Here is a 24,421-nt window from a genome sequence, read left to right as displayed (position 1 = left end):
AACCCATCGCCCTGATCTAGAGCGGCTGCGCACTCAGGTCGCGAACCAAGAATTCGCGCATGAACTGCGAGCATGGATCGTGCCGATAATGCGCAGTCACCCCGCCGAAGGCCGGGAATTGCCGGAGTCGGACACCCACTGATGCACGATAGATACGAGCAGCAACAATCAGAATTTTTTCGGTCAGCGGGGGACTGTTGGGATCCAAGAGAATAAGTTGACCTCCATCAAGGATGTGCAGGCCATTCTGATTGTTGATGATCAACGCACTGTGTTTCTCCCACTGCACAACATCGCCGGTCTTCAGCTGGGCGACGTCATTGACGGTTGCCCACGGTGCCGAGCAGATCATCGTATGTGGAACCGAAATCCTCGTTCATGCTCGCCGGAGTCGTGCTCAGCGGCTGGGCGGATGTGACCTGAGTCAAATTCGGAGCACCGGTGGACCCGCCGTTGCCCCCGCTATCGCCACCGTGATCGTTGGCCGACTGGCTATTTTCGGAGCCCGGATTCTGCGAATAAAGCCATTCGCCCTGCCGAATCCTTTGTTCCCGAGTCAGGATGCCGCCATCAATGTCAGTAAGCGGTGCACTCTCAGTCAGTTGACAACCACTTCCCGGATGCGGGCAAACAGCTCACCATACCGCGCTTCAGGCGGTCGTGTGCATACATGGGCGAAGGGCTCGGCCACCACAGGATCCTGTTCGTAGACAAAGCGTTCCAGGACGTAACCGATCCGCTGCACGAGATAGAGAACAGTTACACGATGCGTTGCAAGTAGGCCAACGCCCTGATTATCGTCCGCATCAGTCTGACAAATCACCCGCTCACGCAAACTTCCCATTGGCGGAAAGTTTGTTAACGCTCCTAGGTATCGGATCACGCTGTCGCCGACGCACCGAACCTACTTAAGCGCCTTTCCAAGCAAATATACTGATGCGCAGTTCCGATGGTCACTGTCACAATCCCAGCTGACGTGAGATACAGCAGTTCAGCAATTGTGATGAACACGCGACGACTGATTCAGCCGTCGTACGACGGATTTACGAATTAGTCCGTTCCGCAGCGGCGGAGCTGACCGGGGAACAACGTGTTATTGGGTGCATTGTTATGACTCTGGCGCTGCCGGCGGCATTTCCCAAGTGGCTGGTCGAGGCCGTGGCGGGGTACTGGCCGGATTGCGATGAGGACGCGCTGCGCCGCGAAGGTGACCACTGGAAGGCGGCTGCCGACAGCTGCCGACAGCTCGGCAATCGGCACGATGTGGCGGCCACAGCGGAAAAAGCCGCCCTGCACGGCTACAGCGCCGACACGAAAGCAACCAGGAATGTGCAGATCGGCGACGATATGTGCAACCAGGCCGAGTACTTCGACTCCATGGCCGAGCAGTGCTACCAGAAGGCCAACGACTGCGAATTCACCAAACTGCAAGTAATCGGAACCGGAATCGCGCTGCTGGCCCAGCTGGCGGTGGATGTCTGGCTGGCCGCACCGGGCGTGGTGAAGGCGGCCGAGGATCGGGCGGCGGCCGAGGCGTCCTGGACCGCGAGCGCACGCCGCTACCACGGCAACATCAAAAAGGTCGGGCTGGAGTGCGCCACCAAACGTAAGGGTTTGCCGCTGGCCAAAGCCACCGCCATCGGGTTCGTACTCGGTGCCGGTACCGCAGCCGCCGTCAATACCGGTGCCCAGTTCTACCAGAAGGAGGTATTCCATCACCGCGACAAGATGGAGTGGGACCTGGTCCGAGATGCCGCGATCATCGGTGGCGTCGGCGGCGGCATCGGAGCACGCTTCGCCTCACGCTTCGCACCCGGGATCAACAAGTTCCTCGGCAAGCTCGCCGCGAAATCGGAATCCAACATCGTCCGCTACAGCACGCACATCACCAGCGGACTACTGATCGGTGGAGTCGGCGGCCTAGCCGGCGCGATCAGCGGCGCAGGCGCCGGGATCATCGTCACCGGACACATCCCCAACACCGACGAACTACGAACGAGCGTGATCCAAGGACTCGTCGGCGGCTTCGTCGGCTCGGCCACCGTCTTCGCCCGCCCATTGCCGCCGGGGATGCGAGTCACGGCCAAGACGGACTCCTCGAACTCGAGTACCTCCACCACACCACCGAGCACCCCACCCAGCGGCAGCGGCACACACCCGGGCACCACACCGCCAGGCGGCACCCCGCCACCAGGCGGCATCACACCACCGGGCGGCTCCGATCCCGGACCCCGCATCCCTCGTGAACCCACACCACCTGAACCCGGCACACCACGCAACGGCCAGCGCGACGACACATACCGACCCACAGACGACCCGGACGACGGACCTTTACCCGACCCACCGCCCACCACCGATACACCTGACCCCAACAGACCCCAACCCGAACCCACACGGCCGAAACCCGACAAGCCAGAACAAGAGCAACCCCCACAGATACCCCCAGAGGGCGAACCCACACCACCTGAACCCGGCACACCACGCAACGGCCAGCGCGACGACACACACCGACCCACAGACGACCCCGACGACGGACCTTTACCCGACCCACCGCCCACCACCGATACACCTGACCCCAACAGACCCCAACCCGAACCCACACGGCCGAAACCCGACAAGCTAGAACAAGAGCAACCCCCACAGATACCCCCAGAGGGCGAACCCACACCACCCGACAACCAAGGCGACGGCGACGCATCCAAGCCCGGAAAGCCCGGCACACACGACGGCCAGGACACCGACACACCCCGGCCCGACACCAAACCTGGCACCACACCACCACATCCCCCAGGCGAGGCAGCACCGGATACAGCCGCACCGGGCGAAGGCGCGGACGGCGAAGGTCGTTCCGTACCCAAGTCCACCCCCGACGACTCTCCGGCCCATCCCACGGAGCCCGAGGGCATCGATTCCGGTGCCGACAATGTGCCCCCGCACATACAGCGCCTCAATGAGGCTCTCGAGCACCAACGCCCAATCGATCGTCCATTGCCGGACGAGCTTCCCCCGCCACCCCGATCCGACGGTACCGAACCGGACCCGGCCATCAGCTTGTACCAGAGACACTCGGGCCACGACGATCCCGCGAACGTCCCCGACGTGGTCGACGGCATGCACGCGATGACCAACGACTGGGCCAACCGCAACCAGGCCACAGCCGCCGTACATCTAGGGAGAGCGCTATTCGAAGCACACGTCTACCTCGGGCCCGGCGGCGAAATACAGGCCACCAAGACCGGCCCGATTGGCAACCGCGTCCTGCGAGTCGAGGTGACGCGACCCGACACCCCACCGGCACCGAACAGCCAAGCAAGAACCGAGATACCACCACACGCACAACGCCTCATCGAACAGAAACTCCAGGCTTTCGCACATCGATACGGCATCGAGGAAGGCCCCAACGGCCAGAAAACCTACTGGTTCGAAATAGATGAGGCCGGCCCGGCTTTCAACCCAAGAACCCTCGAAGAACGGCATGGCACCAGGCCCGAAGAAACCACGTCCAAAGAACCACCGAGATCACAGCCGAGCACCGAAGAAACGACTCCACCCGCCCACGAGGAAGTCACTTCAGCGGAACGCGCAGAAGAGGAAGCCCGCGCCAAACGCGAACAAGAAGAAGCCCGCGCACGCCGCGAGGAGGAGTCCCCGCCGGAGCCCGAGCTGGCGCCCCCAATGAATACCCTCGATCCGGGGAAGGGCGAGTCGATAGGAGCGCCAGCGGCCACCGATACCGGTGCGAAGGGCGGGCCGGAGCCTCGGCCGAGCGAGTGGCCCTACACCAACCCTCCGAATATGTGCACGGTTCCACCCGGGACCCCGCTTGATCTGAAGTCCCTCAGTCCCATTGAAAAGTACCTCTGGGTGGTCGACGCCGAGGGGAACTTCAAGTTCGCACCGGAGCTGCAGAACTCCTCCGACTTCATGAAGCCACTGCCGCCGGATCTATATTTCTATATGAAACACGGTGACCTTCAGCCTGGCGAGGGGGGCACCGCACGTGGTCCAGCGCGAGCGGGGGGCGAGCTGTATAACGTTCGCAACGCTAATGGCACGCCCAGCGACATCTGGTGCATCGACAACAACTCGAGCTACACTTTCCGCCGAGTTGATGAGAGCGGGCAGCCACTTCCGTGGTTGCCCGCCGAAAGTCTCGAGGCCGTGCGCCAGCATCTAATCGCCGGCGGCACCCCTGGAGAAAAGCTCACGACGAACGATGTCCTAGCCGCCGACCGGCGGAAGCGAGGTGTGCCATGACCGAGAAGCCTGCTGATCTCGGCAGAGCCGCCGAAGCACTTCTCGACTCCAGCTCACACGCCTATGCCGAGCTTGATCCGTCCAAGATCAGGGAGGGCATCATCGGCTTGGTCGCCGCCCAGGAATCCGCCTATCTCGAGTACGACATGCTCGAGATCGATCTCGCGCTGGTACGAGCCCTCCTTTTCGAAGCCGCCGACGTCGACGTTCGCCTCCTCGAATGGCTCATTGAGCGGCCCTCAACGGCACGATTTGGTGTGACCTGCCGAGCCCTGTGGCAGTTGTGGTCCCCAGCCAATCCACATCCGCCTATCGACCCGGCTACCGTCCGGCGCCTGATGGCTGCGGCCGGGGGGGTCGACATCGGCACCAACGAGGTCGGCCCATATCGCGCCGCACTGGGATTCGCCGCCCGCCAGGTCCACGACCCCGGAACTCTGGCGGCCATCGACCATGAGGTCGTTCGCCTTGCTACCGCGGACCCGGACTGAACCGAATTGCACTGCCTTCTGGGGTGATTGGGTGGGCCTGAGAGGCCGAAATATCACCCTGATCGCAGCAGAGGCTCCGAACTCGGATTCACGTTGGCGCCAGCTCATTTCGCATGCAGGCTCCGTCAATGACGTCGGTCTTCGCGCTCATGTCTTCCTGCCGCTCAGACCTGACTTGTACCGTTTTAGTGTGCCAATCGTGGTCTGGTGTGGGGGATTTCGAGGTTGTTGAGGATGGTCATGGCGTCGGGGGTGAGGGGGTCGGCGGCGGTGCGGGGTTGTCCGGTGATGGTGAGGGTGATTTCTTGGAGCGGGCGCAGGGTGCGAATGAGTTTCTGGATCGAGGTGCCGGTGCGGCCTTGGAGGTAGCGGGCCAGGGCGAGGGCGGTGAACACGATGGTCAAGTGGGCCTCGATCGCGTCGGGGTGTGATGGAACATCGGTCGTGCCCGCAGGTCTGTTTTCGACATGCGGAATGATTGCTCGACGTGCCACAGGTCGTGGTATTTGCCGATCACCTCGGTCGCGATCATCTCGGTCACGGGCAAGTTGGTGACGTAGCCCTTGAGTCCGACCAGGGAGCGGGCGCGCTCGAGGCTGGCCTTGTCGAGGGTGCGGGCGTCGCCTCGGACGGTGACGAAGCGGGTGGTTTTGGCGGGTGTGGTGCCGTCGATGACGGCGCGGGCGCACGCTTCCTGGGCGTTGAGGGTCCGGTTATCGCGGACCGCTCGCTTGCTCGAGTACTGCCAGACCGCCTGCCATGCCTTGGGGTGTGTATCTGGGGCCCAGACAGGTTCCGCGCGTGTGGATTTCGAGTTCACGGTGCTTTTCGCGTGGCGTGGGGTGACGGTATCGATGATCTGCCCGTCGGTGGAAATGTCACCGTGCCAATGGAAATGCGACGCCAGATCACCGGGCGCTTTGGTGACGCGCGAGCCCACGATGAACGAGCAACCGGCCGCATCCAGGTCGTTGAGGTTGGACGCGGACAGCACGCCGGCATCGGCGGCAATCACCATCGGCGTTTTCTGGAGGCCGTGGCGGGCCCGGAACCGTTCGATGACCGGGACGATGGTGGTGGTCTCGGCAGTATTTCCCTCGAAACACCCTATCTCCAACGGGAATCCGGTGCGATCGACCAGTAGGCCGACCACGATCTGCGGATCGACGCGGCGTTCTTTGGAGTATCCGACCTTACGTAGGCCGTCTTCTTTCTCGGCTTCGAAGTACAGGGTGGTGACGTCGTAGAGCACCAAGGCCAGGCCACCGGTCAAGGCCGCATATTCGAAGCACTTGGCGGCGACCAGATCGCGGTAATCGTGTGTGGCGCAACGCTCGAGCGCACGAGTGTAAGTGTTGCGGTGGGCTGGTGCGATCCCGATCTCTCCGACGACACGGACCGCGTCGCTCATCGAGGTGGGTTCGACGATCCGGGCGACCACCAACTGGAAGAACGCATCATCATCGAACACGTCGAACCCCAAGCGCTGCCACGCCAGGGCGAGTGTCTCGATCAGCCAGCGTGAGCGTTTTGCCTCGATCACCAACGGCCGATCCCCACTGCCTTGCCCAAGGCCGAGGTCGAGGGTGTGCTGGCCTTCGTGCAACCGGTAACGAGCAGCTTCCAGCGGCGCGGCCAGTTCGCTGCCGGTATGGGCGGAGCCCAGATGCTCGACGACCTTGTCGCGGCGGCCCTGTTTGACCGCGATCTGCACCGCGGTCGCCCCCGACGCGGAACGGACCTTGCGAATGAACGCCACCCCCGGATCCTACCGACCTGTTAGTGTGCCAAAACCACACACCACAGCCCTGTCACCAGCGCAAACGCGACCACGAATCCCGAAAATCGCACCTACTGGTGCAAGTCAGGTCAGATCTGCCGCGGTGTGACCGGCGGTGGACCGGCTTGTTGCGATGTGCTCACGGTCGGCGGTGACGCCGCAGCGGTTCCACGGTCGGCATTGGAGCCGACATCATTCCCCGTCGGATGGAACACGGATTGGTTACACGCCCAGCTCGCGAATCCGCGATGGCCGCACAAGATTCGGGCCGCCTTCGCGACAATGATGCCCTGACATCACCCCGAAGACCAAGTGTCGGCGCTCGAGAACTGAAGCCTCGGCTTCACGCGTCCGGGATCGTCCGCCGCACCTGTGCGCCGCCATCGCCATCTGTTGTCTCGAACGCATTCGCGGCGGCTGTCGAATGATCACCCGTAGCGTTTCGGCTATCACCCACTTTGGTGTAGCCGATTCCGCGCTCGATGATGTATCGACTGGCGAACACCCGGTACGCGTTGGCAGCCTTGCCGTACCGAGATTCGAACTCGGCCTCCCATTCAGGATCTCCCTCGGCCCGCGCATAGGCGGGAGCGCTGGCGGCGCGGTTGGCGTCACCCAATCTCCGCAGTTCCTCTGGGTCTTGAGCGAATTTCTCGACCATATCGACGAACTCTCCATTCTCAACGGTTCTCTCCATTTCACGCATCCCCATCATTGAGACCGAGGACTCGGAGAAATGGATGGATGCCGACGCAGCCGCACATGTACGGCTTCCGCCTACGCGTAGTCAGAGTCTCGCGCGAACTCGGTCTTCTCCATAAGGTCGTACGCTGCCTCGGTTGGCAGCTCCAACAAGTCGGCCAGATCCGGTGGCCCACCGTTGAACAGCAGCTCCGCACGACGACCGACCCGAGACTTCACATGGGCCAGCCTGGCCAGCCGCAGCACCTCGGCCGCGAGCCAACCGTCGTCGGCGCGCTCGAGCACATCATCGCCTAGATACAGGCCAACGATCATGCCCGCGCGATCGCACGCTACGCCAACCGAATAGTCGGGGTTGAACACCTCGTAGATCGAATTGCGCCAATCGCGCGCGGCTTCCGCCTCGGCGTCTTCCGAGGTATCCAGATCTGTCACGGTGTCACTCCTGGGCATCCTCGACCGGGCCGGCGAGTCACGGTTGCGGCCATGGCACTTTCGGCAAGGCCGTCTCCTGAACAACGATCTTGTGCTGCCGCAGGGCGTCGAAAGTACTGTCCCGAATCGCCGCCATGATGTCGGACACCAGCTCCGCACTGCTCGCGGCGCCGACGATAGTCCCGGGAGCGATGTAAAGATCGGTGAGTCTGCCCATCCCGTCCACCTCCGGTATCACGCGGGAACTGGGTGAGGGGCGGCGGGCACGGATCCGGTCGATCTTTTCCAGCATGTCATCGATGGCGTTCGCCACCGCTCGACCGGATTGCACCGCCGAGATCGTATCGGGATGCATATCGCGAGGCCAGATGTCCGCCACGATCACCACTCCCCTGACAGCAGAGGCATCGAACTCGGAGTCACGTTGGCGCCCAGATCATTTCGCATGCCGCCTCCTTCAATGATGTAGGTCTTCGCGCTCATGTCTTCCTGCCACTCAGATTTGCCGCGGTGTGACCGGCGGTGGACCGGCTTGTTGCGGTGTGCTCACGGTCGGCGGTGACGCCGTAGCGGTTCCACGGTCGGCATTGGAGCCGACATCATTGCCCGTCGGGTGGAAGTAGCCCGAGAAGTTCCCATACTTTTCGGTCAGCGGGGGGCTGTTGGGATCCAACGGAATGAGTTGACCTTGATCGAAGAGGTGCAGGCCATTCTGATTGTTGATGATCAGCGCACTGTGCTTCTCCCACTGCACGACATCGCCGGTCTTCAGCTGGGCGACGTCATTGACGGTTGCCCACGGATGGTTCGGGGTCGACTCGCCCGGCGTTCCCGAATATGCCGCCACCGCATCGATGGCGGTATTTTGCTGCTGCTTCTGCAAAGCATCGGCGACCGTCGACGGCACCTGCACGGTCGAATCGTCCGGAAGCTTGTAGTCCACCATCGCGCCGGGCGTCGTAATCGGAGGCGGAGAACCCGCGTAGGCCGGTGCTGTGACGCCTGGAGTAGCAGGCTGCGCGGCGGGCTCGGTATTCGCCGTTTGGGTGGCACGATTCCGCTCACGGGCCCGTTCTCGCTCCTCGCGCGAATCCCGCTCGTCGTGGCCTCTGTCATCGCCGGTCGGCGGCCGGGACTGATTCGCCTGCGCCAGAGCGCTCATCATGACCATCGGTCCCATCAGGTCGGCCATGCCGTTGCCGGTATTGGCCGCCGGTGTGGCATTGGCACTTGGCGTGGCATTGGCACTTGGCGCGGTCGCGCCGGTGCCCGTCCCGGTTCCGGAGACATTCTTCATCGCTGCATTCAGTAGGGAATCGAGGTCCCTACTCGAGGCGGTCTCGCCAGTACCGCTGCCCGCGGTGGGCTGGGTGCTGTCCACCGAACCGGCGGTGTCCGTGGGCGTTTTGAGCAGATCGTCGTATGTGGAACCGAAATCCTCGTTCGTGGCCGCCGGAGTCGTGCTCAGCGGCTGGGGGGTGGTGACCTGAGGCGGATTCTGCGGCGGGGCCGGATTCTGCGGCGGATTCTGCGGCGGAGCTGGATTCTGCGGCGGATCCTTAGGCGGAGCTGGATTCTGCGGCGGATCCTTAGGCGGATCCGGATTCTTGGGCGGATCCGGATTCGCGGGGGGAGCCGGAGGGTTAGAACTGATTGGAATTTCTTTGGAAATTCGCGCGACATCATCCGCGTATTTAACGACCTGATCGGCGCAATCCTTCACAGCCTTACCAATCACGCCGTAAATCGACACCTCCTCGGCAACATCCTGGACGCCGGGCGCTGTCTCTATTTTTCGCTGCTCAGGCGAATGCCCCTCGACCCCCAAAGTGAGTTTGTTCCAGATATTCTCACGAGTCTGACGGATCGTATCATACATCGTCCGATAGTAACTAGAATTCAGTGCGGTAAGCGCTGCAGTTGACTGCCCGAACTTGAGATCCCCGCTTACCCACTGGGTCGCCAGAGCGTTGGCACGCATACGGGCCGAGTCATAGGAATCTGCAGTAAATCCCGAACCCTGACCCCTGTGTTCGAGCTCGCGGATAAGGTCATTCGCGAGAATGTCATCGTCGGGATTGGGGTCCTTAACACTGGCGATATTAGCGTCTCGCCAGTTGTCGTCGTCCTTATCAGGAGAAATCAAGAATTTCGGTTTTTGATTCTGACCATTGCCCATCTGATCCATCAGATAACGCAGCTGAGCATTGGCGAGATCGATCCACGATCTAAGCTCCGGCGAGACTTTACCTGGGGGAACTCCAATTTCCAGCTTGAAATCAGAGATCCTGGTGCCTGCCTTTATAAGTTCACCGTCTGGACCCACAGGGTTCAGGCCCACATAGAGTCGTTTCGCAGCGTCATCGAAAGACTCCAGGTGCCAAATGATATTCGCGTTGTCAGGGCGTCTTCCATCCCAACCGTCCGGTACGTCATTTTTGAGAGCGAATAGCTCTCCGTCGTTCGTTAGAACGAACTGCTTCGGCCCTATGCTCTCGTCATCTTGATCGTCCCAATGCGGGGTCCATGCATCACCCTTTTGCGACACAAGATTTGAATTGGATAGGTTGGCGATCTCGTTGTCATCGTCGTCGTGGAATTCGAGTCTAGTCTGTTCGCCGCTGTCTTTTTCGGTTTCAAATCTGATCTGAGTAGGACGATCATCTGTCCATTGATACTTCGTACTGCTAATAGTTTGTCCGGAAGGTACATGCTGGATGACCATTTGGCCATTCTCCATGCCCAGCCTGTACTGCTTATTCGGCGAGTAAAGCCATTGCCCCTGCGGAATTCTTTGTTCGCCACGCAGTATTCCCGAATCAGGATTCAGCGGCGGAGGATTTTCACTCATCAGTCCAAGCCCCCATTATACGTCTGATGCCGAACTGTCCGCGAGACGGGAACAGCCATACCGAATCCTCCTACCCGGATACACTGATAGACCAGGAGCGCGACGAAAGCCGCGGAGCCGCACGGTTCATCGCTACCCAAACGTGAGATGGTTCGCAATGACGGTTCGTTGAATCTGATTTGTTCCCTCTCCGACCTGCAGCACCCTGGCCTCGCGAAGGTAGCGTTCGACCTGTAACTCCCGGGTGTAACCGACACCACCAAGCAGTTGGACAGGATCGGCGGTGACCCGCATGGCAGATAGTGAAGCCTTGCCCCTCCGCGCCGATTCGACTGCTGTCCGGAATGCGCGCGCCGTCGAAGTGGAGTCGCGTGGTGGGCGAGCCCATGAGCCCCATCTTCTGGATCGGCTCCGTCGCCGACAGCCCATCGGCACCGCCGGGCACCAGAAACGCGGTAATGCTCGGGGAAACAGCTCACCATCCCGCGCTTCAGGCGGTCGTCTGCAGACTTGAGCGAAGTGCTCGGCCACCACATGATCCTGTTCGTAGACAAAGCGTTCCAGGGCGTTATCGATCCACTGCACGAGGTAGGGAACGGTTGCACGATGCGTTCTCAGTGCAGGTATGCCGATGCCCTGAGTGACATCCATCCAAGTCTGACAAATCACGCACCCCAACAAACTTCCCAATAATGAGAAGTTTGTCAACGGTCTTGATATCGGATCACGCTGTCACCGACACACTGAACCTACTTAAGTATATTTCGACGCAGATATACTGATGCGCCACGAATCGACACTGCTGACCGCCGGGCCGAACTTACTTACGTATATTTCGACATCAACATACGGATGCGCGGCGCCGTTGGTCCCCGCCACAATCCCACTGGTACATGCGACGTCAGGTGGGCAAAGTGAGAGTAGTGCGACGCTATCGGTGCAGATTTTGGGGTGACGGCATCGATAGACGTGTCATTGAACCACACTGCGGTCGAGGCAGAGCACAACCATGATTGACCCTCAGCATCCGATGCGGGATCTCCAGACCCATGTGGACATAGATCCGAATACGGTCACCCTGGTACACCCCGAGGGCGAGAACGACGTGGTGCACGAGGCCGTCAACGCCGCTCAACGAGCATTTCAAGATAGCGTTGATTTATTCGGCCCCCTCGGCAGTACACCGCCCCCACCGCTCGACAATGACATGCTCTTACTCATCCTGAACAATCCTGATCTGGCCGATGGGAAAGTAGGCACAGGACCGTGGACCAATGAATACCTGCGGAACTTGGTCGAACAAAGAAACTGCATCCGGGATTTGATCGAAGAAGAAAACCGCATCGCGCCGAAAGTCAAGTTCATAGACGATATGAATCAAGGTACGCTCGAGCGAATCAAGGCCGAGATCGTGTTTCTGAATGATGCGATGAGAAGCGCTCGGCCGCTCGTGGACTCGAATGCGAACGATGCAGGAAGCTACGTCCATAAGTCAGATCTACAAAACGAGGGACGCATCTACCTCACCGATTCCGATACCCAAGCGGTACTGCGGATCATCAGCGAATCGACGGCCAGGGTCGCTGGATGGGTTGCCGAATGCCGGAGGCTCAACAGAATGGCGGCTCCGACTATCGTTTCTCCCGCGCCTACGTCGTCCGCACCGCCGACTGATCCGGCCCACCATCGAATGCCCATACGATGACGACGACTCACTCGCACCCACCAGCACACATAGCCGCCCAGGGCATGGCATTCCGGCCCTATGTCCGGTGTCTGCGCGCGACGCGCGCTGTTGGATCGACAATGCATGGACTGTCACTCACCGAGGCCGCGCAAGCGGGGTTCGCGGATCGCTCCCACCTGAGTCAAGCGTGCCACCTGACGCTGGGCATCGTACCGAACGTCCGCACATCCGGATTTCCACATCACGCTCGAGTCGTAGCAGGTTTTTCAAGTCGGCATCGAAAGTCATAGGTAGCTTACGTCCAATGTGCTCGGTATTCATTTGCCACAATCCCCAGGCCGCTGCCGCCGACTGCCCCGTCGCGGTTCATCGGCGCGGCGATCTTTCCGCCGCGGTTTCTGGATTCGTCGGCCGACACACGGAATTACAACAGGTTGAAACGTTGCTGTCGTCCGGGGAGGCGCGGCTCATCACCTTGGTCGGCCCCGGCGGCATCGGCAAGACGACGCTGGCAGCCGAGGCGCTGCTTCGCTTCCGGATCGTCTCGAATCGGAGGGTTTGCTGGGCCCGGCTCGCGCGGCTGGCGCCGGATGCGGATACCGACTCGGTGGCCGAAGAGGTGATGCGATCGGTCGCACGGGGCGATGCCACCGGGCAGTCGGCTTGGGAGGGGATGGTGGACGCGCTGGTCGGTAACGATGTGACGGATACACGCCCGACCGTGCTGATGCTGGACAACTGCGAACATGTCCTGTCCGGCGTGGCCCATCTGGTCGCGGTGCTACTGAGTTCGGTTCCCGGGCTGACGATCACCGCGACGAGCCGGGAACCGATCGGCTGGATCGATGAGCACATTGTGACCGTGCCGCCACTGCCGGTAGACCAGGCAGTCGACTTATTTCGCCAGCGTGCCGAACTTATCGGACGTTCGATTCCCGATGATCATGAACAACCCACGATCGTCGAACAGATCTGCCGGCACGTCGACAATAATCCCTTGTTCATTCGGCTGGCGGCCGCGCGATTACGGCATCAACCACCTGCGATCGTATTGCGGGAGCTCACCGGCGATGTCGATGACGTTCGCATGCACTGGTCACATGGTGCCAGGGCCGGGGTGGAGGACCGCCATCGCAGCGTGCACGATGCGATTGCCTGGTCGTACCTGCTGTGCACCGAACGCGAACAACTTCTGCTCGATCGAATATCGGTATTCGCGACCGCCTCCGACACCGATGGCGCCGACATACCGAGTGGTGGCGCCGAAGCCGATGCCATCCGGGCGGTCTGTGCCGATCCATCCTTGCCCGCGGGAGATATCGACAGACTGTTGGAGCGTCTCGTCGAACGGTCGTTGGTATCTACGCACATTTCCTCGACCACGGTCCGATACTTTCTGCTCGAGAGCGTACGAGTGTTCGCCAGAGACCGTTTGCGTCGCCGCGACGACGACTTGGACGAAACACGGCTGCTTGCTCGGCACCGGCGCTACTACCGGGACAAAGTCGTTGCGGGACAGGAAATCTGGCTCGGCCCGGAGGAGCGGAACTGGTTCTCTTGGGTGAACTCCGCCTGGGAGAACATTCTGATCGGCATCGAAACCAGTTTCGATGAGCCCACCGAGATTGTTGTCGGCCTCGAGACGGTCGCGGCCCTCATGGCGTGGCTGGTCCCGTTTTTCGGGGTCGCCAATCGCGCCGCCACTTCACTGGCCGAACGCGCGCTACGCGCCATCCGGCACATCGACCCGGCATCGACTCGGCTCCGGGTCGATGCGACCGCGCTGATGGCCTGGAATGCGATATGGCAGGGCGAGATAGCCGTTGCCGCGCAACTCCTGGACGAATGCGTAGCCCATTGTGTGTCCGACCTCGAATTGCGTAGGACGTGGCGTGATACGCCAACCGCCGATATCGGTCTGCCCGCTGCGGTGGAGTTCTCCTGGGGAATCGAGTTGATGTGTGAGCTGCATCCGGCCGCTGCCGACGTGTTGTCGCGTGCGCGCCGGAAGTTCGCCGATGCGGGTGACCGGGCGGGCGAGCAGCGCAGCGAGCTGTTCGAAGGACTGGCCTGTGCGGTCACCGGGGACCCCGAGCGAGCCGTACGCACTGCCCGGCGACATCTCGATCGTGCCATCGCTGCGCAGGCATGCTGGTCGCTGGATTGGGCGGAGATGGTGTGGCTGTATGCGATATGTGTGCACGGGGAGATCGACGAGGCGATGCGGGCGGGCCAGACCGCGCTCGAGCAGTTCTTTACCAAGGGAGATACCTTTTCGGCGTTGTGGTTTATCCCTTTCAACATGATCGCACTGGGTCATACCATCACCCGTCAGCTCGCATCCGGCGACGGCGACCCCGCCCAACTGTGGAAAGCGGCCACCGAGATTGCGCATATGTGCGGTATGAGCGCCGTGCTGCACCGTGCACACGGCATCGCACCGACGAAACTGAATTGGTTCGGCCAAGAGTTCGAGCTGGCCGCTGCCGTCGCGACCAAGGTGCTCGGCGAAGACGCGTTCACAGCCGCAATGCAGCGTGGCGAAGCGCTACGGCCAGAGTTCGACGAATTGCGGAAATTCCTGCTGGATGCGGGTGCTATCTACCAGTCGCCGTCCACCGTGCGCCGCGGTGGTGCCGATCCCTCGCGGTGGCACGAACTCTCCCGCGCGGAGCGAGAAGTCGCGGTTCTAGCGGCCGCGGGCTGGGCCAACAGTGCGATCGCGGCCCGCCGGGGCAGTTCGATCCGCACCGTCGATGCTCAGGTCGCGGCCGTCCTGCGGAAATTGCTGATCGCGAACAGGTTGGACATCATCGGGCATATTCCTGCCGAGCTGGAGGACCGGATCGCGGTCGAAGCCGGCCAACGCCCGCGGCGTTCCCGCAACCGCTCGACGCCGAATCCTTGACCACATGGTCAGGTACGAGCGGCCCCGCCCCAAGGCTTCGATGCCGATGATGTTCTGCTGCCGAGACCTACTGCTTCACGTTTCCATCGCACCCGTCAAGATCATCTCCTAACGGATCCTGGCCCAGGAGTAGCCCCGTGTAAATGCACCGCCGACGATGGAACCGCGGTGTGGGCGGCACGGTAGTGCTGCCCTGGCAGGCAATGGCCGCTGGCGATACGAACGGATATCGTTGTCACGATGCGTAGAAAGCGCTGAGGCTAGGCGGCATTCGAGGTAGACAGCAACTGATGGAGCAGTGGCAATACGAGCAGCAAAAGGCACAGCTCGCGGATATCCGGGACGAGTTGTCCGCCCTGAGCGTCAAGGCCAGTTCGCGCGACGGTGCGGTCGAGGTGACCGTTGATCAGTCCGGCATTGTCACCGACGTGCGATTGGAGCCGCGCGCCTTACGTGGCGCGGCCGCGGATCTCGGCCGGGCCGTCACCGAAGCGGCCAGGGAGGCCGCGCGGCTGGCGCATCAGCGGGTCAGCGAAACCATCGGCCCCATCGAAGATATCGTCGGTGGCATGCCCGATCCGGAGGATCTATTGCCGGGCGCACCAAGCCTGCGGAAATCGGACGTGGCCGCGGAGCCCGCCGCGGTTGTTCCTGAGGACGACGAGTACGACGACTACTACGACTGACGTGGTGGTCCCGCGCTGATCGTCGGTCGCCGCGCGGCCGTGGTGCCGGTGGGCGCGCGCGGCGCGTCCACGAACAACGGATGATCGACGATCTGCCCATGGGCGTAGACCGCATCGCGCAAACGCTGTCGATTCGGCTCCTCCGCGAGCAGCAGCACCAGTTCGTCACAACGCCGCTCGAATACCATCCCGCGCAGCAGCATCGCCTCCGATGCCGACCGCCCATCAGCATCGGATCGCAACTCCCCCAACGCCACCCGCGCTACATCAGCACGGCGCGACAGCATCGACGCCGCGAGCAAATCGTCGGCATCGCGCAATTCCTCCCACCAGTCGGCAGCCACCTCCCGACGCCGCCGAATCGCCTCCAGGATCCGCTGACGCAAACCCGGCAACCCCAGCGAGTCGGGCGCACTCGCCTGTCCGACGCGCCGATGGGCATCCCAGGCGAGGTCGATGCAGCGCGATCCGATCCCCTGCGCCGGCACCTGTCCGACCCGCTCCAGTAACTGCGGCGCGGCGACCAGGCCGAGCCGATCCGCCAATCCCGCTGCCGCGGCGCTCAAATCCATTGCCGACGAGGCGGATACCGGGCCGTCCATCGGTACCTCACGCAGTTGGGCGCGCATAGCCGAATCGATCGGTTGCGACGATACGATGGCCGTCACCTTGGCACCCGTTCGGCGTCCCCACGCCGCGCCGAACTCGGCGAGCACCCGCGCCGGATCGGACACGCCTTCCCACGCGGGGTCCGCTACCTCCCACATCCAAGGCGTCGAAATCTCCCGCGGAAGATAGAGGCCCGCGGGGAGCCAGCTACGGCCCTCATTCGAGGCGACGAACGCGTTGACGCCGCCGGAATGCCGCATTATCGCTACTGCCCATTCCAGCCCGATCACCGACGAATCCACCACGGCCAGTACACCGCCCAGCAATGTCCGCGCCAGCACGAGATCACCGTCGACCCGCTCGCCGAGTATGAAGGTCGGAGCGGCGGCGGCCACCATCGCACCCCCCACGACATCGCGGATCAGTTCATCGCTGCCGCCAGTATCCGGCCGTCTGTCCACGGCCTGCGGATCACGTTGCGGCGAACTCGGTTTCGCGGTCGGGACGGCCGCATTCGGCACCGGCGCGGCCGGACCGGCGGATACCTTCGGGGCCAGGGAACCCGATCCGCGCGAATCGACCTGCGGGGCTTTCGAGTCCACCACCAGCGGCCGCGACTGCGCCGCTGGGGATTGTGCCGACGTCTGAGCCGACACCTGCGGCGCGGACGACACTGACGCCGCGGAGATGCCGGTCGATCCGGCCGCGGGCGGCAGGATCGGCGGCAGCATCGGCGACATCTGCGCTGCCGAGTTGGTCGACGCCGCCTCCCTGGTGATCTCGGCGGTATCGGCACCGTGCCCGGAATCGGCTCCGGCCGTGCCGGTTTCCCCATGCTGCCCAGAATCGGTGGCCTCGCCTGCCATCTCGCCATGGGCACCGGCATGATGGGCACCGGCATCGGGGCGATCCTGGAATTCGCCGGTTGTGGGCGACGTCGCACGCGACGGGACACCGGTCGCAGAAGCACCTGGATCAGCACCGTCCGGATGCGCCACCGGTACGTAGCCCGTGGTGACGCCCGGAGTCGAGGGCGGGGCCGAGACCACGGGGGGCATTCCTGGGGCGGTTGGCGCAGCCGTCGGCGTGCGCTGGGACGGCGAATCCACGGGACGATCTATCGGCCCGCTCCCCGGCAACTGTGGGTCGGACGGATTCATCTCGGGCATATCGAGTTGCGGACCGAAGCCCAGCGGACCCGGGAACTGGTAGTTCGGTCCGGTCCCCGGGTGCTCGATCTCGTGCTGGGGGTCGGGTCCATGTTGATGTGCGGGCCGATGTCCTGGTGGTCCGTCCGGCCGATGGGAACCGCCGGATGTCCATGGACCCGGCTGCCGCAGCGCATCATAAAGCCGCTCCAGCGACGGCAAATTCGTCGGACCGACCGAATTCAGCGCGGTCCGCGCCACATCATCTACTTCGGCGCGGGCCTCGGCAATAATCCGGGCCACACGATCGCGAAGTGCGGCCGCCTTGGCCTCACGTTCGGACTCATCATCGGATTCGTCGTTCTCGGCGGCCTGATACGCATGGCGAATCTTGGCGGTGGCATCGTCGACGATGTCGAGGATCTGGTTGCGGGTGCGATAGACCAGATCGGAGAAATGCCCGAAGATATCGGCCGCAGCATCCAGCGCGTCGGTGAATGCCTGCGGGTTTCCCCGCTGCTTCCGCATATTTTGTTTGACGGGTTCGAGCCCCTCGCTGACACGGACTCGATTGTCGAAGTCCTTGCGTGCTTGTTCGGCGCCTAGGGTATCCAGCGCCGCGGCGCCGTCACGCGCCGTGGTTTCCAGTGCACTCCAGTCACCGGGCGGGACTTCGGGCCAGTTGTCCTGGACGATCTCATCCCAGTACGGACTTTCGTGCTCCGGTGGCATCCGATGATCAGATCGAGTCGTATCGGTTGACGTGCGCCGCGCCCGCCGTATCCGCATCGGTGAGGACATTCGTCGTGCTCACCGTCGCGGCATGGGTGACCCGGGCACCGCGGTTACTCGCCGTCAGGGCGCGACCGAATGCCGTCACAATTGCCTGCCGGTGCGCGTCGAGCGACCGGTCGAGTGCCGATTCCGGCCGATGGTGTAGGACCAGGTCCGAGACGGTACCGGAAACCTGACCCGACACCGTTTCGATGGCTCCGGCGAATCTGCCTGCCGAAGCATTCACTTCGTGCGGTTCATCCATATCCACCATGTCGGCATCCCGTCTGAGAGAGGTTCGGTGCGGAAATTTCGGTTCAGCCGGTGGCGCCGAATGCGGCGTTCACCGTGGCGCGGAAGGAAGCTTCGGTGGGCAGATCGAACGAGTCGATCGTGTAGGAACGCGTGCCCTTGTACTCCATTTCGGCCCGCAGCCCGACCCGGGACTTCATATGTGCCAGCCGCGCGAGCTTCAGAATCTCCGCGGCCAACCAGGCATCGCCGTTGTCACGAGCGTCGTCGGTGATGTGCATCCCGACGATCTCACCGTCACGGTCGCAGGCGACACCGCAGCTGTGGTCGGGATTGAACACTTCGTAGACCATGCTCCGCCAGTCGGGAGCCGGCGCGCCTTCGTCCACGTCGAACTCGTCCTGATGTGGGTCAGTCAACGGGATCCCTCCTAAAGTCGTTCGGCAGGTTGACGATTCGAGGATGCACCGTGCCCGGACGGATCCTCATCGGGTGCGTCCAGTCGCCCGGCCAGCGCGCTCCACGCGGCATCATCGATGGTCATGATCTGGCGTAGCTGCCAGAATCGAGCGCCGAGGTACATCTCGGCCGTTCCGTCCGGGGCGATATCGAGATGGTCGGGCCCCTCGTTGGTCGGATTGAGCGTAACCGTCGTGATCGGCGGGCGCGCGTCGTCGATATTCATGATCGTTGCGCTGCTACCGGGGATGAAACTCTGGCGGCAGCGCGGACTGCTCGCGATCGCGATATCGGCGCTATTGGTGGTCACCGTGATCTCGGAGTTGAGCAGCAGTTGCACCGCCCAGGCCCGAGCCACGAGCTCAGGGCGATCGGCATTGATGGCAATGGTCAATGCGGTCGCCAGGTCGATGACCAGCAGTGTCTCGGCGGTGGTGACACCCACGATCACCAACCGCTTCGCAGTGCCGACCGGATAGGGCAGATCGTCCGCGCCGAGGGTCACCACATCCGATCCGACACCGGCACCGGTCGCGGGATGGGCGACGACTGTTCCGGTTGCCACGTCGATGGTGTACGCGGCCACCAGACTCGGCATGCGTTCCGCGACCCCGGCCAACCGGACCAGGCCCTCATCGTGCAGCCACCGCACGGTATCGGCGATGGTAACCGCGCCCGGTTCGGTCATGACGGCACCGCACCAGCTGTCGCCGAGGACGACCCGGAGGAGCCGGTCGACTCGAACACCTCGGGCGGCGGCACCGCTTCCATGACACTCTGGTACTGCCGTGCCGCATCGGCGGTGCTCTCCCGAATGGCCGCCATGATCTCGGTGACCAGTTCCTGATTGGTCAGACGGTCCACGGTGCCCGGCGCCAGAAACAGATCCGTCAGCCGGCCCATCGCATCCACCTCGGGGATGATCGCCCCGCTGGGCGACGGACGACGCGCCCGGATACCGTCGATCCGCTCACGCATATCGGCGATTCGATGCCGCAACTCGCGGGCGGCGTCAAGGGCCGCCTGTACATCGGGGTGGATATCACTCACATGGAACCTCCGGATTGGGTCGGGCCCTGGCCTGGCGCAGGCGTCGGCGGTGTCACGGTCGGGGCGATCGTCGGCCGTTCCCCGATGACCTGTTCGGTATGCGGGGTGTCGTCGACGTACATCAGCCGGTCGGGATGCCAGGCGACCACCCGATTGCGTTCGTTACCATTGCCGCCGCCGGCACCGGCACCGCCCATACCGGGGGACATCGGCATATACGGCATCATTCCGTTCCCGGCACCAGCACCGCGTGCGGCGGCCGCGCCCGACGATGCGGACGACATTGGATCGATGACCGGTGTCCTCGCCATTCCGACCGGGGTGCCCGATGCCGCGCCCGCGGTCGCGACGATCGGCATCGAGCCCACCGAGACCGAAGTGACCGCGCCCGAGATATCCGGCACCCCGACGCCGGAGATCGGGCTGCCCCCGGCCCCGGAACTCATGGCTCCGAGACCGCTGGGGATGCCGAGGTCGTCGTATCCGTAGTCGCTGTACTCGTCATCGAGGCCGAGGCCGGAGTTGTCCTGGTTCTGGCCCATGCTGGCGGCGGAGGTCATGGCGCTCATCATCGCGGGCAGCATCTGGGACAGCATGCTGGTATCGCTGCCACTGCTGCTGCCATTGCTCCCACTGCTGCTGCCCTTGCCGCTGCCACCGGTGTCGCTCGTGCCACCCTCGGTGGGAATCTGGGAGTTGACGGTCGTGGTGTAGTCGGTGATCGCCTCGGCGGAGCGGGCGTTCTGCTCCTGGAATTCGGCGAGCGCCGCTTGGAGGGCCAACTCGTTCTTCGATTTCATCGAGGCCAGCAGCCGCTTCCGGGCGGCGATGATCTCATCGGGTGTCGGATGTTTGGCCTTCGCGACCGTGAACGCGGTGCTGTAGGCGTCGACATTGTCGGCCAGCGCACCCAATCCGGCGCCGAGCTGCCCCAGCCAATTCCGATGTTCGGTGAGGTGCTCGGCCACCGTGGTGCCGACCGGCGTCCAGTTCTGCATCAACAAGGCCGCACCGTCGACGCCTTCGGCGGCGGCGGCGTGGAAGCCGCCGGTGTACTTGCGGATATCGGCCGCGAAACTGGTCGCGGGCTCAGGGCCGGGGCCGGTATGCAACTGCTTCGCGAAGGTGAGCGGATCGACGGATCCGGTGGCCGCGGGCAGGTTGAAGGTCGGTGGCTGCCGGAGACCGAACTCCTGCACATCGCCTACCGGATTGGCGAGGATCTCCGCGCCGCTGCCGCTCACGATGCGGGCATTCTGATCATCAGTGGTGGTGTAATCGGTTGCCGCGCCGCCAACATGGTGTGCGTGGCGCTGGACCTCGTTGAGCACGCCGAGCACACCATTGAACAGCGACGCGGCCTGAGCGTTGAGCCGGGGCACATGGGCCCCGGAGATCGGGTCGGCCCCCGCGGGCTGCACCCAGCTGTTCGGCAATCCGGCTCCGGTGTCACGCGCCAGCGCGGCCAACTTCGAGGCCACAGCGACGAGTTGCGCCGGGTCGACATTGAGCGGCATTGCATCCTCCTCTCACCATCCGGCTCAGCATCACGCCGGAGCGGTCACCGCGGCACCCGCCGACGGATCGCTGGCGACCTGCATACCCGACATCTTGCTCTGATCGTGGTCCTCCGGCGCGGTCGCTTCGATGCCGAGCGGACGGTTGAATCCGACGAATTCACCGAATTCCCCAGCGCTATCGGACATTTCCGTCGCAGCGAACTGCTTCAGCTGGCCGTTGACCACGACCTCCAGTGTGCCGCCGTCGTCGGCAGGGAAGACCACCACGATCGCGGTGCGTACTTTCTGGCCTACGGCCCAGATCGCGACATCGCCGGTCATCAGCTGGTACGGATCGACCGAGGTCCCGATCTGCCTCTCTTCCTGTCCCGTGTCCGACGACTGTCCCGTGTCCGACGACGACCTCGACCTCGACCACTTCGCCGGGGTCTTCGCGTATGCCGCTTGGGCGTCGGTGCCGCTGGCATTGCCGAACGCCGCATCCAAAGCCTGTGCGACCGTGACGGATACCTTCTGCGTACGGCCGTCCGGGAAGGTGTACACGACAGTTCCGTCGGAGTTCGGCGTGCGGCCCGGCATGCCGGTCGTCGGCTGCGAGGACGACGAACTCGTCGGGGGCGCGGTATTGGCCGGGGCTGCGGGCGCGGGTGTGCTGGTGGCGGGCTGCACCGCCGGTTGGGCGGGTACGACGGCCGCGGGGACAGCTCGGATTTGGTCCTCGTACGGGTCGTATTCGCGGCGCCGGTTGTTCAGGTCGGTGTCGGCTTGGCCGCGGTTCATCATCTGCATCATCATCATCGGCAGCATCGAACTCATCATGTCCATACCGGAATTCGCCGGTGATGCGGCGGGAGTATTCGGCACCGATTGTGGCGTGGTGTTAATCGGATTCGTGGCGGGGTTGGTGGGGTTGTTGAGGTTGTCGAGCGCCTTCTGCACCTTGTCATCGAGCGATTGGCCGGTCGGCGTGGTCCCGGTATCGACTCCGGGAGTTGTCGGATCGAGATTGTCCAGCCCGGGGACCTTGGAATTGTCGTCGATCGGGGTGACACCGGGGGGAGTCTGCGTGGGGTTCTGCGTGGGTATCTGGGGCACGTCGGCCGGGTCGGCCCGCAGCTGCTTCAGAGCCGCGTTCTCCTGCTGGAGCTTCTTGATCTGCTCTTCCAGCTCTTTAAGTTTCGCGGACTCCTGGTCCAGCCCGGCGGCGTTCTCCTTGTTGGCCTGCTGCGCCCCGTTAATGGCCTCCACGGCCGCCTGAATTGCCGCATCGCAGTACTCGTAGATGTGCTGGTCTTCCTTCATTCCGGGCTTGGGCTTCGTCGGTGCGTTTTGGCTGATGATGTCGATGGCTCTATTGATCGCTCGCTGTCCAGCCTCGGATATAGCGGCCGTCTTGTGAGCCAACGGCGCCAGCGCCTGCCCTGATTCGGTGAGAGTGACCATCGCCTGCCTCAAGCTCTGTGCCGTGGCAGAGTAGGTCTTGAAGTTCGCCAGCTGGTCGCCTGTAACCTGCGGGGGCGGTTCCGCCTTCGGCGGATCGGCCTTGCCATCCTTGCCGAAACTTTCGAAATAGCCACGAAACTGCCTCGGCAGGGTTCTATACCAAATATCTGTAGCTTCAAGGAATGCATACTGTGGTGCCATCTGTTTGATCAATGTGAGATTAGGCATCCACATCTCATGAATTGTGATTTCCACTGAGCTACCCCGCGACCCAGTCACGTAATGATGATTGTCGGGAGTTCAGCGGGTTCTGGCGGAGCTGCCTGTGTTGTCTGATCGAAATCCCGCCAAGCTTTACCGCCGTAGGCCGAGGCCAATGTCGCAGTGGTGGTGCCCAAGCCCATTTTGTTCATCGGCGCCCGCAAGAACGCCAGGCGTTCCGCGAATCCGCCGTACTGCGCCTTGGCACCCTTCTTCAAGAACAGGGTTCCGGCGTCTTTGAAGCTCTCCATGAGCGCCTTCGTGCCACCTTTGAGCAAGGTACCCTTGGCGGCACCCCCGACGACGCCACCCGGGATGGCGCCGAGGGCACCGTTGACCAAGGTGGCCTCCATAACATCGTCCCAGCCCTTACCCTCGAACATCGCGATGCCACCACCCACGATCCCGCCCACCAGAGCGCCACCGACCGGTCCACCGAACGCGAATCCCACGCCGGTCGCCACACCGGAAATGATGTCCTTCAATCCGAGACCGAACATGTGATCACCTATTCACTGTCGAGTGCGCGTCTACCCGGCGATAGACCGTTGACGACCGTGCGTGGAACTTCTATCGACTCCACTCATTCTTGAGGATTCCCAAGGGTGGGAACGCGACGTCCGCGCCGAACGAGTCAGGATGATGACGGTAGGACGTGCAAGAATTGCCGTGGCCACCATGTTGTTCCGGTCCGCTGGGCGATCAATGTAGGAGGAGATACCGGATGTACCTCCACCACCTGCCGCTCGAGCGTCCGGCACGGCCGCTCGGCGGTGCGCGGTGACGAGCACAGAGGCGGAGATCGCCGTCGAGCATCCGGCGGATGAAGGCGGTGCCGAACAGGGGCAATCCGCGCCGACAACCCCATGGTCGAAGCGGCGACGAACGAGTCCGACCGTACCCGGCCAACCGACCGCACCCGGCCAACCGGCGGTACCGGGACAGAACGGGTCGGCACCGGCGAATCAGGGGTCGTCGAACAACAATGCGGTAGCGCCGGGAACGGCTGCCCCGGGTGGTTCTGCTCCGGGCGTTACCGCTGTGCCGCAGGGCAATGTTGTCGCGCCGCCGGGTCCGGGGGCGGGGCAGTCGGCGCAGCCGCCTGCTG

20 protein-coding genes and 2 pseudogenes are annotated in these 24,421 nt (G+C 63.0%); 6 read left to right on the top strand and 16 right to left on the bottom strand.

What is annotated here, in order from left to right:
- Window positions 1-16 precede the first annotated feature (16 nt).
- Window positions 17-352 (bottom strand): hypothetical protein, encoded by a 336-nt coding sequence (locus AB0L63_RS25570; RefSeq protein WP_364505427.1) that lies wholly within the window; start codon window positions 350-352, stop codon window positions 17-19.
- A gap of 246 nt (window positions 353-598) precedes the next feature.
- Window positions 599-844, bottom strand: coding sequence for a hypothetical protein (locus AB0L63_RS25565; protein ID WP_364505425.1), 246 nt, complete (start codon window positions 842-844; stop codon window positions 599-601).
- A gap of 266 nt (window positions 845-1,110) precedes the next feature.
- Between AB0L63_RS25565 and AB0L63_RS25560 the strand changes: the two genes are divergently transcribed.
- Window positions 1,111-4,257 (top strand): hypothetical protein, encoded by a 3,147-nt coding sequence (locus AB0L63_RS25560; RefSeq protein WP_364505423.1) that lies wholly within the window; start codon window positions 1,111-1,113, stop codon window positions 4,255-4,257.
- Complete coding sequence (locus AB0L63_RS25555; protein ID WP_364505421.1) at window positions 4,254-4,748, top strand: hypothetical protein; 495 nt, start codon at window positions 4,254-4,256, stop codon at window positions 4,746-4,748. Before AB0L63_RS25560 ends, AB0L63_RS25555 begins: the two co-directional genes overlap by 4 nt.
- 185 nt (window positions 4,749-4,933) lie before the next feature.
- Here the strand turns inward: AB0L63_RS25555 and AB0L63_RS25550 are convergent.
- From AB0L63_RS25550 to AB0L63_RS25525, 6 genes and pseudogenes are all read right to left on the bottom strand, one after another.
- A pseudogene (locus AB0L63_RS25550) lies at window positions 4,934-6,507 on the bottom strand (IS1634 family transposase).
- A gap of 364 nt (window positions 6,508-6,871) precedes the next feature.
- Complete coding sequence (locus AB0L63_RS25545) at window positions 6,872-7,234, bottom strand: hypothetical protein (RefSeq protein ID WP_364505419.1); 363 nt, start codon at window positions 7,232-7,234, stop codon at window positions 6,872-6,874.
- A gap of 71 nt (window positions 7,235-7,305) precedes the next feature.
- Window positions 7,306-7,665 carry a hypothetical protein gene (locus AB0L63_RS25540; protein WP_364505417.1) on the bottom strand — a complete coding sequence of 120 codons (360 nt, stop codon included), beginning with the start codon at window positions 7,663-7,665 and terminating at the stop codon, window positions 7,306-7,308.
- Between the two features lie 37 nt (window positions 7,666-7,702).
- Window positions 7,703-7,978 (bottom strand): hypothetical protein, encoded by a 276-nt coding sequence (locus tag AB0L63_RS25535; protein ID WP_364505415.1) that lies wholly within the window; start codon window positions 7,976-7,978, stop codon window positions 7,703-7,705.
- A gap of 183 nt (window positions 7,979-8,161) precedes the next feature.
- Entirely contained in the window at window positions 8,162-10,516 is a 2,355-nt protein-coding gene (locus AB0L63_RS25530; protein ID WP_364505413.1) for a hypothetical protein, read from the bottom strand.
- 132 nt (window positions 10,517-10,648) lie between these two features.
- Window positions 10,649-10,810: an acyl-CoA dehydrogenase family protein gene (locus AB0L63_RS25525; protein WP_364505411.1), complete on the bottom strand. Its 162-nt coding sequence runs from the start codon at window positions 10,808-10,810 to the stop codon at window positions 10,649-10,651.
- A 715-nt stretch (window positions 10,811-11,525) separates the two neighbouring features.
- On the opposite strand from AB0L63_RS25525, the gene AB0L63_RS25520 reads away from it, so the two are divergent.
- From AB0L63_RS25520 to AB0L63_RS25510, 3 genes are all read left to right on the top strand, one after another.
- Window positions 11,526-12,221 (top strand): hypothetical protein, encoded by a 696-nt coding sequence (locus AB0L63_RS25520; RefSeq protein WP_364505409.1) that lies wholly within the window; start codon window positions 11,526-11,528, stop codon window positions 12,219-12,221.
- A 286-nt stretch (window positions 12,222-12,507) separates the two neighbouring features.
- Window positions 12,508-15,111 carry an AAA family ATPase gene (locus AB0L63_RS25515; RefSeq protein ID WP_364505407.1) on the top strand — a complete coding sequence of 868 codons (2,604 nt, stop codon included), beginning with the start codon at window positions 12,508-12,510 and terminating at the stop codon, window positions 15,109-15,111.
- 290 nt (window positions 15,112-15,401) lie between these two features.
- A complete protein-coding gene (locus AB0L63_RS25510; protein WP_364505405.1) occupies window positions 15,402-15,797 on the top strand; it encodes a YbaB/EbfC family nucleoid-associated protein in 396 nt (131 codons plus the stop codon).
- Here AB0L63_RS25510 and AB0L63_RS25505 read toward each other — a convergent pair.
- From AB0L63_RS25505 to AB0L63_RS25470, 8 genes are all read right to left on the bottom strand, one after another.
- Window positions 15,788-18,286: a hypothetical protein gene (locus AB0L63_RS25505; RefSeq protein WP_364505403.1), complete on the bottom strand. Its 2,499-nt coding sequence runs from the start codon at window positions 18,284-18,286 to the stop codon at window positions 15,788-15,790. The two genes, AB0L63_RS25510 and AB0L63_RS25505, sit on opposite strands and share 10 nt — an antisense overlap.
- 7 nt (window positions 18,287-18,293) lie before the next feature.
- Complete coding sequence (locus tag AB0L63_RS25500) at window positions 18,294-18,602, bottom strand: hypothetical protein (protein ID WP_364505401.1); 309 nt, start codon at window positions 18,600-18,602, stop codon at window positions 18,294-18,296.
- Window positions 18,603-18,645: 43 nt separating this feature from the next.
- Window positions 18,646-18,999 (bottom strand): hypothetical protein, encoded by a 354-nt coding sequence (locus AB0L63_RS25495; RefSeq protein WP_364505399.1) that lies wholly within the window; start codon window positions 18,997-18,999, stop codon window positions 18,646-18,648.
- 11 nt (window positions 19,000-19,010) lie between these two features.
- A complete protein-coding gene (locus AB0L63_RS25490) occupies window positions 19,011-19,727 on the bottom strand; it encodes a hypothetical protein (protein WP_364505397.1) in 717 nt (238 codons plus the stop codon).
- Complete coding sequence (locus tag AB0L63_RS25485) at window positions 19,724-20,089, bottom strand: YbaB/EbfC family nucleoid-associated protein (RefSeq protein WP_364505395.1); 366 nt, start codon at window positions 20,087-20,089, stop codon at window positions 19,724-19,726. Before AB0L63_RS25485 ends, AB0L63_RS25490 begins: the two co-directional genes overlap by 4 nt.
- Window positions 20,086-21,606: a PPE domain-containing protein gene (locus AB0L63_RS25480; RefSeq protein WP_364505393.1), complete on the bottom strand. Its 1,521-nt coding sequence runs from the start codon at window positions 21,604-21,606 to the stop codon at window positions 20,086-20,088. Before AB0L63_RS25480 ends, AB0L63_RS25485 begins: the two co-directional genes overlap by 4 nt.
- Before the next feature lie 30 nt (window positions 21,607-21,636).
- Window positions 21,637-23,052 (bottom strand): cell division protein ZapB, encoded by a 1,416-nt coding sequence (locus AB0L63_RS25475; RefSeq protein ID WP_364505391.1) that lies wholly within the window; start codon window positions 23,050-23,052, stop codon window positions 21,637-21,639.
- A gap of 275 nt (window positions 23,053-23,327) precedes the next feature.
- A complete protein-coding gene (locus tag AB0L63_RS25470) occupies window positions 23,328-23,813 on the bottom strand; it encodes a hypothetical protein (RefSeq protein WP_364505389.1) in 486 nt (161 codons plus the stop codon).
- A 280-nt stretch (window positions 23,814-24,093) separates the two neighbouring features.
- Between AB0L63_RS25470 and AB0L63_RS25465 the strand changes: the two are divergent.
- Window positions 24,094-24,421 (top strand): annotated as a pseudogene (locus tag AB0L63_RS25465) (hypothetical protein); the annotation flags it as partial.

Source organism: Nocardia sp. NPDC051990 (assembly GCF_040680755.1).
In the GTDB taxonomy this organism is placed as follows: Bacteria; Actinomycetota; Actinomycetes; order Mycobacteriales; family Mycobacteriaceae; genus Nocardia.
Note: the sequence above shows the minus strand (reverse complement) of the source record. Positions and strands in the feature narration are given on the sequence as shown.